We start from the raw sequence: 14,772 nt of genomic DNA on the forward strand, positions 1-14,772 counted from the left end.
TCCCAAGGCGGAACCGTGAACCTGGACGACTTCTCCGATCTGATCGAGCGCCCCGACGGGGGGATACGGCGTGACGCCGAGGAACGCCGCGAGCGCCTGACCGTGCCGCCCGGCGCGCTCGGCCGGCTCGACGAACTGGGCGAATGGCTGTCGGCGGCGCAGGGTTCGGTCACGGTGCGGGCGATCGGGCAGCCGCGGGTGGTGCTCTTCGCGGGCGATCACGGGGTGGCCTCGCTCGGCGTGTCGGGCCGGCCGTCGGGGAGCGCGTTCGAGCTGGTCCGTGCGGTGCTGGAGGGCGCGAGCCCGGTCGCGGTCCTGGCGCGCAGCGCGGGGGTGCCGGTGCGGGTGGTGGACGCGGGGCTCGACTGCGACCCCGGGCTGCTGCCCGCCGACGTGGTGCGCCACCGGATCCGGCGCGGCAGCGGCCGGATCGACGTCGAGAACGCGCTGACGGCCGAGGAGACCGAGGCCGCGATCCGGCTCGGCATGGCGATCGCCGACGAGGAGGCGGACTCCGGCACGGACCTGGTCGTCCTGGGCGATCTGAGCGTCGGCGGGACGACCCCGGCGGCGACGCTGGTCGCGGCGCTGTGCGGTACGGACGCCTCGGTGGTCACCGGCCGCGGCGGGGCCGGGATCGACGACCTGGCGTGGATGCGCAAGTGCGCGGCGGTCCGGGACGCGCTGCGGCGCGCCCGGCCGGTGCTCGGCGACCAGCTGGAGCTGCTCGCCGCGGTGGGCGGTGCGGACCTGGCGGCCATGACCGGCTTCCTGCTGCAGAGCGCGGTGCGCAGGATGCCGGTGCTGCTGGACGGCGTGGTGGGCGCGGCCTGCGCGCTGGTCGCGCAGCGGGCGGCGTTCCGGGCCCCGGACTGGTGGCTGGCCGGCCAGGTGAGCGGCGAGCCGGCGCAGGCCAAGGCGCTGGACCGGATGGCACTCAACCCTCTGCTGGACCACGGCGTCACTGTGGGCGAGGGAACCGGGGCACTGCTCGCTCTTCCCCTCGTCCAGGCCGCGGCGGCACTCGCCGCGGAGCTGCCGGAGCGGCCCGAGGAGCCGCTCCCGACGGAGCCGACCACTCCGGCGGGGCCGGCGGACACGCCGGGCGAGGAGGACTGAGACGGACGACGGCGCCGGACACGGCCCCTCCCCCTGGGACTTCGTCCTGGGTGGACCCCGCAACGCGCGGACGGCCGTCTCCGGCGCCCCGTCATGACAGGCGATGCCCCATATGATCGCTTTTCATGGGAGAGGTCCGTTTGTCCACCGAAGGAGCGCCCGGGGGCACCGCCCGCTCGCGGCGCAGCGCCGCGTTCGCCGTCTGGTACCTGCGCGCCGTCACGTTCATCAACTTCCTGAGCGCCGTGTGGGTCTCGTTCGGCCAGGACCTCCGCAGACACAACACCGACAACTACTTCACGCCGTACATGCTGACGGCGGGCTTCGCCTCGGGCGTCTTCACGCTCTTCCTGGCGATCACCATGCGCCGCCGCAAGCGCGCCGCGTGGATCCTCAACATCGTGCTGAGCGGGCTCTTCCTGCTGCTCTTCGTCGTCGCCATGATCTTCCCGGAGATCCGGCAGCACGCCCAGAACTGGATCTCGCTCGCCCTCACCGCCGCCTTCGTGCTCGCGCTGGTCCTGGGGCGCAAGGAGTTCTACGCGAAGGGTGACCGCTCCAACCCGTGGCTGGCCGCGATCGTCGCGGTCGGCGGACTGCTCGTCACCTCGCTGGTCGCCGCGCTGCTCGTGACCGTCACCAACACCTCCACCGGCACCTCGACCTTCCTGGAGCGCTGGCGCTACGGCGTGCTGCGGCTGGTCACGCTGGCCGCCGACGACTCGGCGTACGACGGGATCGCCACGCCCGGCTGGGTCAACGTCACCATCAACGTCCTGTCGACCCTGCTGCTCATCGCCGTGCTCTACGCCGCGTTCCGCTCGCGCCGGGCGGTCGACCCGCTGACCGCACAGGACGAGGACAAGCTGCGCGGCCTGCTGGACAAGCACGGGGACCGGGACTCCCTCGGCTACTTCGCGCTGCGCCGCGAGAAGAGCGTGGTCTGGTCGGCCAGCGAGAAGGCCGCCGTCGCCTACCGGGTCGTCGGCGGCGTCTCGCTCGCCTCGGGCGACCCCATCGGCGACCCCGAGGCCTGGCCGGGGGCGATCGAGCCCTGGCTGGCCGAGGCCCGCGAGCACGGCTGGATCCCCGCCGTGATGGGGGCGAGCGAGGAGGCCGGCACCATCTACGCCCGGCACGGCCTCGACGCACTCGAACTGGGCGACGAGGCGATCGTGGAGACCGACGAGTTCACCCTCGACGGCCGGGCCATGCGGACGGTCCGGCAGGCGTTCAACCGGGTCAAGCGGGCCGGCTACGAGGTCCGCATCCGGCGGCACGAGGACATCCCCGCCGCCGAGATGGACGCGTTGCTGCGCAAGGCCGACGACTGGCGCGACGGGGCCACCGAGCGCGGCTTCTCGATGGCCCTCGGCCGGCTCGGCGACCCGCAGGACGGCCGCTGCGTGATGCTGGAGTGCACCGACGACGAGGGCAGGCTGCGCGCCGTGCTGTCCTTCGTGCCCTGGGGTCCGAACGGGCTCTCGCTGGACCTGATGCGCCGTGACCGGGACGCCGAGAACGGCCTGATGGAGTTCATGGTCATCGAGCTCCTGCAGCGTGCCAAGGAGATCGGGATCACCCAGGTCTCGCTCAACTTCGCGATGTTCCGCTCCGTCTTCGAACGTGGCTCGAAGCTCGGGGCGGGACCCGTGCTGCGCATGTGGCGTTCGCTGCTCAGCTTCTTCTCCCGCTGGTGGCAGATCGAGTCGCTGTACCGCGCCAACGCCAAGTACCGACCGATCTGGGAGCCCCGATTCATGCTCTTCGAGAAGAGCGCCGACCTGCTGCGCATCGGACTCGCCGCGGGCCGCGCCGAGGGCTTCCTGGAGGCGCCCGGTCTGCCGAGGTGGCTGTACCGCAGGCACCTGGAGGGCACGCGGTGAGATCGTCCCTCGGGGACTTCGCCCGGCGCGAGTGGGGACCGCTGTACGCCACCGTGCGGGCCGGACTGGTCGCACGCCGGTGGCGCGCGATCCCGATGACGCTGGGCGCGGTGTGCCTCACGGCGCTGTTCCAGATCGTGCAGAACCAGGACTGGGGCTATCAGCCCGTCCAGGACATCGGCTCGGTCCGGGCCGTGGACCCGCTGGGGCTCGCGCTGCTGCGGACCCCGCTGTCGCTGTTCGTGCCGGCGCTCGACCTGCCGGTGTGGGGCGCGCTGGCCCAGGTGCTGCTGGTCTTCGGCATCGCCGAGATCTGCCTGGGCCGGTGGCGGACCCTCGCGATCGCCTACGTCGCGACGCTCGCCGGGACGCTGTACGCCCGGGCGGCCGTCGCGCTCGGGCCGGACGGCCCGTTCGGACTGCCCGCCTCGGACGCCCAGGTGGTCGACACCGGCCCGTCGGCCGCCGTGGTGGGCCTCGCGGTGTACGTGTGCTGGCGCTACCGGGCCCGCTGGACCGGGGCGCTGGTGATCGTGGCGATGGTCGTCGAGGTGCTGATCAAGAACAACCTCGCCGGCAAGGAGCACCTGGCGGCGATCGCGGCCGTGCTGCTGGTCATCGCCGGCACGCGGTGGCGGGAGCGGCGGGGCGGGGATCAGCCGCCGGAGCCGGAACCGGAGCCCGAGTCCGAGCCCGAGCCCGAGCCGGCATCCGGACCGGAGCCGGGACCTGGGCCCGAGATGCTCGCGGGGACCCGCTCCTGGAAGCCGCCGATCACGTCCTGAACACGCCGCCGCACCCGGTCCCAGCGCCTGTCGTGCCGGTACGTGCGCAGGCGCGAGCGGGCTCGGGCCCGGTGGCGGCGGCGGTAGAAGTGCCGCGACCACCAGGACCCGGGGCGGGCCAGCCGCACGGCCCCGACGAGGGCGACGAACGGCACCAGCGCCCCGATCACGGCGATCCGGAACTTGCCCTTCACCAGGGACACGAACACGAAGAGGACGTTCACCAGGACGGTGAGCACGAAGGCGGCCCGGTTCTGCCGCTCGTCGCTGGTGAGGTCGTTGACGCCCAGGGGCGAGAAGCCGGCGAGGGCCAGCATGACCAGCGCCGCGGTGAGGACGACGACCTCGACGCTCTTCCGGCCCTGCTCGGACCAGTACACGTCGTCGAGATGGAGGATCAGCGCGAACTCGTCGAGGACGAGCCCCGCGCCGATCCCGAACACGACGGCGAAGACGGCGGCACCGACGCCGTGCCGGTCGCTGGCGACGGCGCCGAAGCCGCCGAGGACGGTCAGGACCACGCCCGGGACGACGTGGTGGATGTGCAGCCCGCCGGCCGAGGAGACGTTCCGGAACGGCCCCTTCCCGGCCCTGATCAGCCGGGTGACGGTCCGGGTGATCAGGAAGGTCAGGAGGAACGAGGACAGGGCGAGCAGCGTCGCGAGCTTCCCCGGCTCGATGATGTTGCGCGTGAACCAGTGACCCATGCCACCCGCTTCTGATCGCACGATTTATTCGGGTATGCGCAATTTACCGTCCGAGGAGGCCGATTACCCTGCCCGGATGGACGGCCTGCGTTTCGCTTTCGGCACCCTCACCGTGCTTCCCGCCCGCATCACCCGCTGGGACCGGGACGCGGCGCGGGCCGGCATGCTCTGGGCGCCCCTCGCCGGCCTGGTCGTCGGCCTCTGTTCGGCGGCGCTCGGCGGGGTGTTCCTGCTGCTCGGCTCGGGCCCGTTGCTCGCCGCCGTGGTCACGGCGGCGGTGCCGGCGGTGATGACCCGGGGCCTGCACCTGGACGGACTCGCGGACACCGCGGACGGCCTCGGCAGCGCGAAGCCGGCCGAGGACGCCCTGCGCGTCATGAAGCAGTCCGACATCGGGCCGTTCGGCGTCATCGTGCTGCTCTTCACCCTGTTCGCCCAGGTGGCGGCGCTCTACCGGCTGTACGACGAGGGCTGGGCACAGGGCGCGGTCGCCGCCGCCCTCGCCGCGACCGTCGCCCGCCTCGCCCTCACCCACGCGTCCCGCACCGGTATCCCGGCGGCGCGTCCGGAGGGCCTGGGCGCGATGGTCGCCTCGACCGTCCCGGTCGGCCCGGCGGCGCTGGCCACGGGCCTGGTGCTGGTCCTGTGCGCCGCCGCGGGCGGGGTGTTCTCCCCGTACGACGCGGTCCGGTACGTCCTGGCGGCGGGCGCGTCCCTCGCGGCCGCGGCTCTGCTGCTGCGGCGATGCGTGCGGCGCTTCGGCGGCGTCACGGGAGACGTGTTCGGGGCGGTGGAGGAGACCGCGGCCACGGCGGCACTGGTGGCGCTGACCCTGGGGTGATCGTTTCGTGATGCCTCGGAAGGCAACCTTCCGGATGACGGCCCGGTGACGTCCGGTCCCGCCGGTGGCCCGGACTCGGCGCGGTGGCTCAGACCCCCGTCGCGTCCGCCGGGATCTCGAAGACGATCGCGATCCCGTCGTGTCCGTCGCTCCGCTCGCCGACGCGCGTGAAGCCGAAGCCCGCGATCGTGGCCAGGGACGCCGTGTTGTCGGATCCGATGGTGGCCCGCACGGTCCTGACTCCGGGTTCGGCGGCGGCTCGGGCGAGCAGCGCCGCCACCATGGCGCGTGCGTAGCCCCGGCGGCGGTACCGGGGCACGACGGTGTAGCCGATCTCGACCAGTCCGGCCTCGTCCGGCGGCCCGTGGAACCCGGCGTCGCCGACGACGGTGCCGTCCGGCACGGACACCGCGGCCCGAGTGGTCCAGGGCGCGGCGGAGGGGTCCGCGGCGAGCTGGTCGGCGCGATAGCCGAAGATCCATCGGGCCCGGTCGCCGACGAAGTGCTCGTCGAGGGCGACTCCGGCCTCGGCGCTGCCGCCGGCGAGGTCTCCGTCGGCGAGGGCCCGGAGCGCTTTCGCGCTGAGCTCGACGAAGCGGACGTTCTTGGCGGCGGGGAGGGGTTCGCTGTTCATCGCGAGGATGTTCGCCCGGCGGCTGCGGGCTGTCCACCGCTTTTCACCGGCCCGGCCGGACGCCGTGACCGTCCGGCCGGGCGTCGGCACGAGGCGGGCTCCCGTCGTCCCCGGCTCGGCGCCTGCCCCTCAAGGGCAGGGCCGGCGCCACGCGTCCAGCTCGTACCGCTTCCGCATCGAACTCAGGCCCAGCCGGGCGGCCCGCGGGCAGAACTCCCCCGTCTCCCGCTCGTACTCGACGTGGAAGACCGCCTTGCCCGCCCGGACGAACGGCGTCAGCCGCTCGCACTCGCCGTACTGGGCGCACTGCTCGTTGACGGCGAAGTCGAAGTCGCCGACCAGCTGGGGGATCTGGTCCAGGTCGTTCTTCAGGCCGACCGCGAGCCCTCGGTCGTGGGCCAGCCCGGCGATCAGCCGGTTGTAGCGGAGCTGGTCCGCGGCGGTGAGGGGGAAGCCGGTGCGGTTCCGGTAGCCGTCCATGTTGTCCGGTTCGACCGCGTCGAAGCCCTTGGCCCGGCACATGTCCAGGCGGGCGGCCATCAGCGGCCCGAGGACGTCGGTGCGGCGGATGTCGAGCCAGCGTTCGCCCTCCCAGCCGTTGCCCAGGCCGAGCAGGGACGCGGGGAACTTCGCGGCGTCCGGGCGGAACTCCTCCCACGCCCCGGTGGACAGGTAGCAGATCACCTTCCGGCCGCGCCGGTGCAGGTCCGCGACCGCGGCGGCCGGGTGGTCGAAGCCGTCGATGTCGTACACCGGGACGTCCACGGCCGGGTCGAGCCGGCCGCTGAGCTGCCACTGCCACGCGAGGCCCGGCTTCGGCAGCCAGCGCCCGGTCGGCGCCGGGCCGTCGGAGCCGCGCGCACCGTCCGGGGTGTCCGGTCCGTCGGGAGCGGCGGTGCAGGCCACGGCGAGCAAGAGGGCGGCGAGCAGCGGGACCAGACGTCTCATCGGGCGGGCTCCGGCTCCAGGCCGTGGGGCAGCGTGCCCCACGGGTGGGCGCCGGCTCCCGGGACCACGCAGTGGACGGGGGTGGCCGGCCGGACGCCGGACGGGGCGGCGTAGACGAGATGGCAGTAGTGGTCGGCGACGGGCAGGTCGAGGTTCCGGTAGGTGTCCCACGGCCCCTCGAAGGTGACCAGCAGGTCGGCGAGGTCCGCGTATCCGGGGTCGGGATGCGTTCCGTGGTTGAGCACGACGGCCCGGGCCCCGGCGGAGCGGGCGGCGACGGCGAGGCGGCGGTAGTGGGCCAGTGCCTCCGCCTCGGCGGGCACCTGGTCGAGGAAGGCGCCGTCGGCCCCGTACCAGTCGCGGTGGCGCAGCAGTTCGGCGACGACCTCGCCGTGCGGGCGCCTGCCGTACGCGGTGTCGGTGTATCCGAGCACCCGCGTGCCGGCCGTCCGCAGGCGGGCGGCGACGTCCGCGAACGCGGGGTCGGGACGCTCCCCCGCTCCGCTCGCCGGGTTGAGGACGACGCCGTACAGGGACGGCGCGGCCTCGATCACCGCGCTCCAGGCGTCCGGCCGGTCGGCCGGATGCTCGTAGAAGGGGACCAGCAGACGGGGGTTCACGGACGAGGCACCTCCGGGGAGCGGCTTCAGGAGCGGTGGGCGGTGGGCCGGACCAGCAGGACTCGGGCGAGGACGGTGAGGACGACGGCGGCTCCCCCGGCGGCGGCGGGGCCCGCGGACGGCGCGAGGATCTGTGCCGCGGCGGCGAGCACGCACACCACGGCGGCGCCGCGGACCGCGCCGAACGCCTGGAGCAGGAGCCCGAGCCAGAGCACCACGCCCACGAGGAGCAGGGGGACGAGCCGGAGGCCGGTCAGCCGGGGGGCGTCGGGCCAGAGCAGGGTGCCGACGGAGGCCAGGGCCAGCAGGCAGGCCAGATAGGCGCCGAGGCAGAGGGCGAGGGTCCCGGTGGTGGCGCGCGCGAAGGCGTGGGCGCTGGTGAGGGTGCGCAGGCCGGCGAGGCTCTCGCTGCGGAAGCGGTGCAGCAGCCATTCGGCCGGGCCCATGGACAGCGTGAGGGCGACGGCGGAGGGAGCGGCGACCGCGGCGGCGGGGCCGGCGGCGAGGACGTCGCCGACCGCGGTGTACAGCACGAGCAGTCCGGTGCCGAGGCCGAACAGGCCGTACGGGAGGGAGGCGGCGAGCGGCGGGGCTCCGCCGGGCCGGGGGCTCCGTGCGGTCCGGGCCGGGCGGGCGGCGCCCGCCGTGCCGCGCTCGGGCCCGCCGCGGAGGCCCGGTCCGAGTGCGCTCGCCGCGCAGGCGGTGGTCGCCGCGAGCGAGGCCAGCAGGAGGCCGGTGCGCAGCGGGTGCGGAAGGTCGTGGTGGAAGGCGGGCACGGCGCCCGCGAGTGGCACCAGGGCGCCGAGCAGGGCCCGTTCGCGGCCGAGGACGAGCAGGACGGTCGCCGCGGCGAGGTAGAGCGACTGACCGGCCGCGAACGTCACGGCCGGCAGGCCCACCGGTCCGGTCGCGAGGGCCGCCGCGAGCGCGACGACCGTGCCGGCCAGCGCCCCGGCCGGGGCGCCGACGGCGAGGGCGCGAACGGCGGCGCGGCGGTCGCCGAGGCCCAGCCAGCTGTACGCGCGGTGGGACATGGTCTGGTTCCAGACCCAGCCGACGACGGCCCCCGCCAGCAGGGGGACCGTGCCCGCGGGCAGCCCGTGGGTGCCGCGGGGCCCGGCCAGGAGGGGCGCCCCGAGGACGTAGGCGAGCCCGGGGAGGGCGAAGAGGAGGCCGCGCAGGAGGCAGCCGGCGAGTTCGCCGTGCCAGGGTCCGCCGGACGCGCCGGCCGCCTCCGGAGCGGGGTGCCGCCGCTCCGCGCGGGCGTAGAGGTCCTCGGCGAGGGCGAAGGAGTCGGCGCGCCCGTAGGTGAGACGGATGTGGTCGTCGGTCATGCCGTCGGACTCGAGGATCGCGGCTATCTCGTCGGGGTGGACGGCGACGGCCGTCAGGGCGTCGAGCCGCTCGGCGAGTTCGTCGAGCGGGTCGGGGGCGACGGCCGTCGAGGTCCGCGCGGTGCCGTGCGGTCCTGGCCGCCCCGGCGCGCCGTGGGCCCAGGCGCACCGGGTGGTCGCGGCCTCCCGCCCCGCCGGGAGGCGCCGTCCCGGTGACCCGTCACCGCGTCCGTACGGCGCCGGCGCCGGGTCGCGGTCGGCCCCCGGTGGTGCCTCCGGTGCGGGTCGGCGCGCGTGCGGAAGGGGGCGCGGTGTCCCCGCCGGGCGCCCGCCCGGGCGCGGGCGGGGGACGTACGGCAGGGTGTCCCGCATCGTGCCGTTCCTGAGCCAGAGCGAGCCGCTCATGACAGGGAGCCTCCTCCGACGAGTTCCTGGCGCCAGGGGTCGGTGAGCCGGACCGTCCAGTCCGCCGGCTCGGGGGCCGGATCGGCCGGGCGGCCCGCCAGTTCGCGGTAGATCCGGCGGAAGCCGTCCACCGAGCGGTGCAGCGTGAACCGGTCGACGACCCGCTGCCGGGCCCGGCGGCCCAGCTCGGCCCGTCGCTCCCCGTCCCGCAGCAGGTCGGTCACGGCCGCGGCCATCACGGCGGGCTCGCGCGGCGGTACGACGATCCCGGTGTCGCCGACGGCCTCCCGCACCCCGCCGACGTCCGTCGACACCGTGGCCCGGCCGCAGGACATCGCCTCGATCAGGGAGAAGGGGAAGCCCTCGCTGATCGAGGAGAGCATCACCACGTTGCCGGCGGCGTAGGCGCGGGCCACGTCGGAGATCCGGCCCTCGAAGGTGACGCCGTCCGTCACGCCGAGTTCGGCCGCCAGCTTCTCCAGGCGGGTCCGGTAGTCCTCGCCGCCGGCCGGGACCGGTCCGAACAACCGCAGTCGCAGTTCGGGGAGTTCGGCGCGGGCGATGGCGTACGCCCGGACCAGGGTCTCCAGGTCCTTGATCGGGTCGATCCGGCCGGCCCAGCTGAGGGTCGGGACCTCGGGTTCGGCCTCGGCGAAGGGGAAGGCCCGCGGGTCGACGCCGTTGTAGACGGTCCGGATGCGGTCGGCGGGCGCGCCGCCGCGTTCCTCCCAGCGCCGGTTGTACTGGTTGCACGGGGTGATGAGGTCGGCCTTGCGGTAGCCCAGCGAGTTCAGCTCGCGGTAGAAGCCGAGCATGAGGGCCTTGACCGGCCAGCGTTGGGCCTCGGTGCGATAGCCGAGGTAGCGCTCGCGGAGGTAGATGCCGTGTTCGGTGAGGAGGAACGGCACCCCTTCGAAGTGCTGGGCGGCGAGCGCGGGCAGCGTGGCGAGTCCGCTGGAGACGGCGTGCGCGACGCAGTCGTCGGGGACGCGGGCGGCGAGCGGTCGCAGCGCGTGCTCCAGGAGGTCCGTGGCGGTCAGCGCGTCGTGGACGGTGGGCCGGGCCGCGGCCGTCGGCAGGTGCGGCATGCTCCAGATCCACATCAGCGCCCGCAGGACGCGTTCGGAGCGCAGGGCGGCGGTGAGCCGTCCGCGGCGGGCGAGTTCGGCCAGCGCGTAGAGGCCCTCGCCGAAGTCGCAGCCCGCGTCGGGGTCGAGGAGCGCCAGCAGGAACCGTTCGTAGGTGTCGCTGAAGCGGCGTCCGTCGCGTCCCCGCGGGGGACGGCGCGCGCCGGTCAGCGCGGCCGGCCCCCGCGGGGCGCCCCAGAGCGGGAACGCGGTGTGCCGGTACACGTTGGGCGGCAGCTCCCAGGTGACCGGTTCGCGTCCGCTGCCGGTGAGCGCGAGGACGTTGAAGTCGACCTCCGGCATGCCGCGGACGAGCTGGTCGCACCAGGTGCTCACGCCGCCGTGGACGTGCGGATAGGTGCCTTCGGTGAGCATGGTGACGTGACGGCCACTGCTCGGCATGTGCGGTTCCCCCCAGAGCGTCTGGTCGGTCGTCAGGTGGTCGGCAGCTTGAGCGTGACGGCGCTCTGGAGCGCCTCAGGCGTGGTCCAGGCCGACCGGGCCCCCGCGTAGGCCGTCCCGAACGCGGCCGTGCCGAGCAGGAGTTGCTTGCGGGTCCCCTCGGGCACGGTGACCGGTGCGGTCACGCCGGACGGGACGCGGACGGTGACGGTGCCGCCGACGCGGTACGCGGTGACCCGGCCGGCCGCCAGCGCCTCGTCCCAGGCGGTGCGCCGGCTCAGCTCGGTGCCCACCTCGCTCTGACGCGGGTTGACCAGCGGGGCGTTGTCGGCGAAGAGGGCGCGGTAGTCGGCGAGGACCCGGTCGAGGACGGGGTAGAGCAGGCGCTCCTCGGCGAGGTTGGACTGGTGGACGTAGTGCGGGCGCGGGTCGTTGGACACGATGTGGGAGAGGGCGGTGCGGGCCTCCTGCGGCACGATGTGGGAGGCGTAGCCGGTGGCCGGGTCGAGCGGGGCGGGCAGGCAGCTGGAGGTGGGGTCGTCCTCGCAGATCCCGCTGCCGCCGTCGGCGCGCGCGGTGTAGATCCAGTTGTACTCGTCGGCCATCTCGGCGGCCGTGCCGACGTTGTAGTACACGTTCATGGGGTGGCGGGGGACGGTCTTCGCGGCGCCGACGGCGCGCTGCGAGGGCTCGCGCGAGTTGTCGCTGGCCGTCCATTTCACGCCATTGTCGGCGAGGGCCCCGGCGAGGTTGGGATTGTCGACGGGCTGCTGCGGAAGGGTCCTGAGCCCCGAGTGCTCGCCGGTGACGAGCTCGCCGCGGTCGACGGAGATCCCCTTGCCGACGGCCCAGTCGACGTTGTCGCGGATCTGCCCCGAGATCTCGGCGCGGCTCGTCCACAGCGGGGCGCCGGAGGTGTTCGTCGCGCACTTCCACGGCACGGTGGTGTTGTCCTGCACGCAGCCGAGGAAGGGGTGGGTGAAGGTGTGGTTGACCCACCGGTACTGGGCGCGGTCGGCGACGAGCTGCGCGGCGAGCGGGTCGGTGCCGCCGTGCTCGGTCTTCCACTGCTCGCCCTGGCCGCCGTTGTAGACCATGTCGAGGGTGAGGCCGGCGGTCTTCTGCCAGGCCGCCGCGTACCGCGCGTCGGCGGCGGTCATCCTGATCGGCGCGGCTTCCGCGTCGCCGGCGCCGGGGCAGTCGAAGTCGCCGGGGGTGCAGTTGCGGGTGGTGTCCCAGCGGGCGTCGGGGGCGAGGACGTCGTCGACGTGGACGGAGAACCAGCTGCGGGACTGGCCGAGGTGGACGCCTTGGGTGAGCCATTCGACGATGCCGCGGGCGAGCGCCCGGAACTGCCGCTGGTACTGGTTGTAGGCGAAGGTGACGACCAGTTCGCGGCGGCCGTCGTGGGCGTACTCCCCGACGAGGCTGGCCCGCCCGCCGCCCGCGACGGGCATGTCGAGGTAGCTGGTGTAGCCCGCGCGGGGCCGCCCGGCGTAGCCGTAGCTCTCGGAGACGGACGGGTCGTTGTCCTCGAAGGCCAGCGGGCCGTCGAGGTGGCGGAAGGGGCCGCCGCGACCGGCGGCGGTGACGGTGGCGGCCGTGCCGTCGAGGACGCCGGAGAAGCCTCCGTCGGTCGTGTAGTCGAGGCCGACCTCGGGGTGTGCCCAGGTGGAGGCGTCGACCTGCGGGATGCCGAAGGCGCGCTCGTAGGCGGTGAGCGCGGCCTGTTCGGCGGAGTCGGGTCCGAAGGCGGACTCGTGGGGCAGGACCACGCCCTGGTACTTGGCCCGGGGGCGGCCGTCGACGGTGTCGCTGAGGAAGGCGGCGTCGATGACGGGCCGGCCGGACTCGTTCAGGTCGACGCTGCGGTAGGGCACGCCGGTGGAGCGCAGCTCGGAGGTGATCGCCTCCACGGCGCCGCCGCCGTCGTCCACGACGAGGACGGTCAGATCGATCCGCGGTACCGGTTCCGCGGCGCGGGCGCCGGCGGACGGGACGACGGTGGCGAGCAGCGCGGCGGCGACGAGCGCCGCGGCCCGGGCGGCTCCGGGCATGCGGGATCCGGCAGAGTCCATCGTGGTGGTGTCCCCTTCGGCAGGCCCTCCGGGCAGAAGGGAACCTGTGGAGATGATGCAAAGACGGGGGCGCCGCCCTTGCGCGAATGAGGCGATTCTGAGCGAGCCCTCCCGGCCTGAGCGGTAAACGTGAAAGAGACACCTCGGACGAGTGAATCACCGTCGCCGTGATCGAACGCGAGCGGCGAGCGTAGGCTCGTTCTCGGCGCTCTCCGGGCCGAAATACGATGCGGCGGGCACGGTCGGCCCATCCCTCGACCGCCACAGAACTCAATGGAAGCGAGATTTCACCACCGTGACTGCTCTCACTCTCAGCACCGCCGGCGCGGCGACGCTGCGCGCCGACGCCCTCGTCGTCGGTGTCGCGAAGTCCGGCAAGGCACTGGTCGTCGCCCCGGGCGCCGAGGCCGTGGACCAGGCGTTCGACGGAAAGCTCGCCGCCGTCCTGGAGACCCTCGGTGCTTCGGGTGCCGAGGGTGAGGCGACCAAGCTGCCCGCCCCCGCCGGCCTGAAGGCCCCCGTCGTCCTGGCCGTCGGCCTGGGCTCCGCCCCCGAGGACGGCCAGGGTTACGACGCCGAGGCTCTGCGTCGCGCCGCCGGCACCGCCGCCCGCACCCTGACCGGCGCGAAGAAGGCCGCGTTCGCGCTGCCGATCGCCGGTGCCGAGGACGCCGAGGCGATCGCGGAGGGCGCGCTGCTCGGCGCCTACGCCTACACCGCGTACCAGGACAGCAAGAACGGCGACGCCCGCAAGCCGCTGGCCGAGGTCGCCCTCCTCGGCGCGAAGCCGCGCGACAAGGCCCACAAGGCCGCCGCGGAGCGCGCCCAGGCGCTCACCGAGGAGATCAAGCGCGCCCGCGACCTGATCAACATGCCGCCGAACGACCTCACCCCGGCGGCCTTCGCCGCCGTGGCGCAGGCCGCCGGCAAGGAGCACGGCCTCAAGGTCCAGGTCCTCGACGAGAAGGCGCTCGCCAAGGGCGGCTACGGCGGCATCCTGGGCGTCGGCGTCGGTTCCGAGAACCCGCCGCGCCTGGTCCGGATCGCCTACACCCACCCGGAGGCGGAGAAGACCCTGGCCCTGGTCGGCAAGGGCATCACCTACGACTCGGGCGGCATCTCCCTGAAGCCGGCCGGCCACAACGAGACGATGAAGTGCGACATGAGCGGCGCCGCCGCCGTGTTCGCCGCGGTCGTCGCCGCCGCCCGCATCGGCGTGCCCGTGAACGTCACGGGCTGGCTGGCGCTGGCCGAGAACATGCCGTCGGGCTCGGCCACCCGCCCCGGCGACGTGCTGCGCATGTACAGCGGCAAGACCGTCGAGGTCCTGAACACCGACGCCGAGGGCCGGCTCGTCCTGGCCGACGCGCTGACCCGGGCCTCCGAGGAGCACCCGGACGCGATCGTCGACGTGGCGACGCTGACCGGCGCGATGGTCCTGGCGCTGGGCAACCGCACCTTCGGCATCATGGCCAACGACGACGACTACCGGACCGCGATCCACGAGATCGCCGAGGAGGTCGGCGAGCAGTCCTGGCCCATGCCGCTCCCCGCGGACCTGCGCAAGGGCATGGACTCCCCGACCGCCGACATCGCCAACATGGGCGAGCGGATGGGCGGCGGCCTGGTCGCCGGCCTGTTCCTGCAGGAGTTCGTCGGCGAGGGCATCACCWGGGCCCACCTCGACATCGCCGGCCCGGCCTTCCACGAGGGCGCGCCGTACGGCTACACCCCCAAGGGCGGCACGGGCTCCGCGGTCCGCACGCTGGTCAAGCTGGCGGAGCGCACCGCCGACGGCGAGGTCTGATCCCCGGCGGGCCGGACCGGGATCGGCCCGGCCCCCGCGACGGCCCCCGGGTTCCCCGCCCGGGGGCCGTCGCGGGGGC

Annotated in this window: 11 protein-coding genes and 1 pseudogene; 5 read left to right on the forward strand and 7 right to left on the reverse strand. The window is 74.3% G+C overall.

Annotated elements, in window-relative coordinates:
- Positions 1-15 precede the first annotated feature (15 nt).
- The 3 genes from cobT to EAO71_RS37630 all read left to right on the forward strand — a co-directional run bounded on the left by cobT (position 16) and on the right by EAO71_RS37630 (position 3,790).
- Positions 16-1,119 (forward strand): nicotinate-nucleotide--dimethylbenzimidazole phosphoribosyltransferase, encoded by a 1,104-nt coding sequence (gene cobT / locus EAO71_RS11775; RefSeq protein WP_261992098.1) that lies wholly within the window; start codon positions 16-18, stop codon positions 1,117-1,119.
- Positions 1,120-1,244: 125 nt separating this feature from the next.
- The gene (locus EAO71_RS11780) at positions 1,245-3,005 is read left to right on the forward strand and encodes a phosphatidylglycerol lysyltransferase domain-containing protein (RefSeq protein ID WP_147977678.1); all 1,761 of its coding nucleotides are present in this window, start codon (positions 1,245-1,247) and stop codon (positions 3,003-3,005) included.
- On the forward strand, positions 3,002-3,790 hold the full coding sequence (locus EAO71_RS37630; RefSeq protein ID WP_261992099.1) for a hypothetical protein: 789 nt from the start codon (positions 3,002-3,004) through the stop codon (positions 3,788-3,790). The genes EAO71_RS11780 and EAO71_RS37630 overlap by 4 nt, the downstream gene beginning before the upstream one ends.
- On the opposite strand, the pseudogene EAO71_RS11790 reads toward EAO71_RS37630, so the two are convergent.
- A pseudogene (locus EAO71_RS11790) lies at positions 3,736-4,497 on the reverse strand (hypothetical protein); the annotation flags it as partial. The gene EAO71_RS37630 and the pseudogene EAO71_RS11790 sit on opposite strands and share 55 nt — an antisense overlap.
- A gap of 76 nt (positions 4,498-4,573) precedes the next feature.
- Here EAO71_RS11790 and cobS point away from each other — a divergent pair.
- Complete coding sequence (gene cobS, locus EAO71_RS11795) at positions 4,574-5,338, forward strand: adenosylcobinamide-GDP ribazoletransferase (RefSeq protein ID WP_261992100.1); 765 nt, start codon at positions 4,574-4,576, stop codon at positions 5,336-5,338.
- A gap of 88 nt (positions 5,339-5,426) precedes the next feature.
- On the opposite strand, the gene EAO71_RS11800 is transcribed toward cobS, so the two are convergent.
- From EAO71_RS11800 to EAO71_RS11825, 6 genes are all read right to left on the reverse strand, one after another.
- Positions 5,427-5,972: a GNAT family N-acetyltransferase gene (locus tag EAO71_RS11800; protein ID WP_147977681.1), complete on the reverse strand. Its 546-nt coding sequence runs from the start codon at positions 5,970-5,972 to the stop codon at positions 5,427-5,429.
- Positions 5,973-6,101: 129 nt separating this feature from the next.
- Entirely contained in the window at positions 6,102-6,920 is an 819-nt protein-coding gene (locus tag EAO71_RS11805) for an endo alpha-1,4 polygalactosaminidase (protein ID WP_147977682.1), read from the reverse strand.
- Complete coding sequence (locus EAO71_RS11810; RefSeq protein WP_147977683.1) at positions 6,917-7,540, reverse strand: spherulation-specific family 4 protein; 624 nt, start codon at positions 7,538-7,540, stop codon at positions 6,917-6,919. Before EAO71_RS11810 ends, EAO71_RS11805 begins: the two co-directional genes overlap by 4 nt.
- A 26-nt stretch (positions 7,541-7,566) precedes the next feature.
- Positions 7,567-9,279 carry a hypothetical protein gene (locus EAO71_RS11815; protein ID WP_261992101.1) on the reverse strand — a complete coding sequence of 571 codons (1,713 nt, stop codon included), beginning with the start codon at positions 9,277-9,279 and terminating at the stop codon, positions 7,567-7,569.
- Positions 9,276-10,808: a GT4 family glycosyltransferase PelF gene (gene pelF / locus EAO71_RS11820; protein ID WP_147977684.1), complete on the reverse strand. Its 1,533-nt coding sequence runs from the start codon at positions 10,806-10,808 to the stop codon at positions 9,276-9,278. Before pelF ends, EAO71_RS11815 begins: the two co-directional genes overlap by 4 nt.
- 32 nt (positions 10,809-10,840) lie before the next feature.
- A complete protein-coding gene (locus EAO71_RS11825; protein WP_261992102.1) occupies positions 10,841-12,886 on the reverse strand; it encodes a hypothetical protein in 2,046 nt (681 codons plus the stop codon).
- Positions 12,887-13,181: 295 nt separating this feature from the next.
- Here EAO71_RS11825 and EAO71_RS11830 point away from each other — a divergent pair, with 295 nt between their 5' ends.
- Complete coding sequence (locus tag EAO71_RS11830; RefSeq protein ID WP_147977685.1) at positions 13,182-14,693, forward strand: leucyl aminopeptidase; 1,512 nt, start codon at positions 13,182-13,184, stop codon at positions 14,691-14,693.
- The last annotated feature ends 79 nt before the right edge of the window (positions 14,694-14,772 follow it).

This window comes from Streptomyces sp. MS191 (assembly GCF_008042125.1).
Classification (GTDB): domain Bacteria; phylum Actinomycetota; class Actinomycetes; order Streptomycetales; family Streptomycetaceae; genus Streptomyces.